General features: G+C 64.8%; 1 protein-coding gene. It reads right to left on the bottom strand.

What is annotated here, in order from left to right:
* On the bottom strand, positions 1-1,067 hold a 1,067-nt coding region (locus BQ8420_RS28410), incomplete at both ends, for an HNH endonuclease signature motif containing protein (RefSeq protein ID WP_087103079.1).

The raw sequence follows: 1,067 nt of genomic DNA, 5'->3' as shown, positions 1-1,067 counted from the left end.
CTTGGCGGTTCTGGGTGTGGTGGTGGTCCCAGATCTGCTGGTTCGCCTTCACCTGAAGGCGGTGCTTGAGCCGGTTATGGGTGGAGCACAGCAGCTGCATGTTGTCCGAGCTGGTCGCTCCGCCGTGGGAGAAGGCGATGATGTGGTCGAACTGCGACCAGCTACGCGGCATATCGCAGCCCTCGTGCCACTCGCAGTGAAACTCCTTGTACCCCGCCGCTTGGCGTACGGGGTCGGGGGCGCACCGGTGCTTCTGCCCTACATCGAGCAGGGTTTTGCCTTCGGCGTCGGTCAGGAACCTGCGCAGCCAGCTTTTCGGGGTCAGGCGGGAGATCATCTGGTCGGGGATGACCACCCCGTCCTCGGTCACCGCCGGCTCCGCGGAGGCATCTCCCAGGTAGCGCTTCAAAGGCACGGTGATGTTCAACGTCACCACCGGCTTCGGCGCTTTCGCGCACGTGCGGTGGGCCAGGGCGGTCTCGAAGATGCGCATCATCGCGTCATAAGTGCGCTGGTGCTTCGGCACCGCCGCGCTATCGGGCCCGTAGGGTTCGGTGTAGGCGTCCAGGGCGGCCTGGATCAGCTGGTTATCCGCTCCCGGCCCCCACATGCGGAGTAGGAATCCGCCTTCGAAGGTGGGCGAGAATTGGGCGCCACGGTTGTCGAAAGTCTCGTCGTAATCCCGGTCGGATTTATCGGGGTCCAGTTGGGCGACGAACCATTTCGCCGCGTCCCGCAACTGCCGCACTGACGCTTTCGGGTATTCCTTCTTATAAGCGATCAGCCCGAACTCCAGGCGGGCCCGGAAACCCTCCACGTCCGGGTGGTCGGATTTGAACGCCTCATCCGCCGAGTCCAGGACCTTGGCCCAGTCGGTCACAGCCTTTTCGGTGGAGGTCGCGATCGCACAGGCTTCACCCAACGACAGGGTGCTGTCTCCAAACGCCTCATCCACCAGGGGGAGCTGCTGGCGGTGGACGGCGCGGGCCAGGGTGGCCAGATTGGTGGCCTCGGCGGGGGTGGTGCCCCACTTGTGGGTGATCCACGCCTGGATACTGCGCTGGCCG

The sequence above is a fragment of the Nocardiopsis sp. JB363 genome (assembly GCF_900143625.1).
Classification (GTDB): domain Bacteria; phylum Actinomycetota; class Actinomycetes; order Streptosporangiales; family Streptosporangiaceae; genus Nocardiopsis.
The sequence above is the reverse complement of the archived record's forward strand: the minus strand, read 5'-3'. Positions and strand labels throughout refer to the sequence as shown.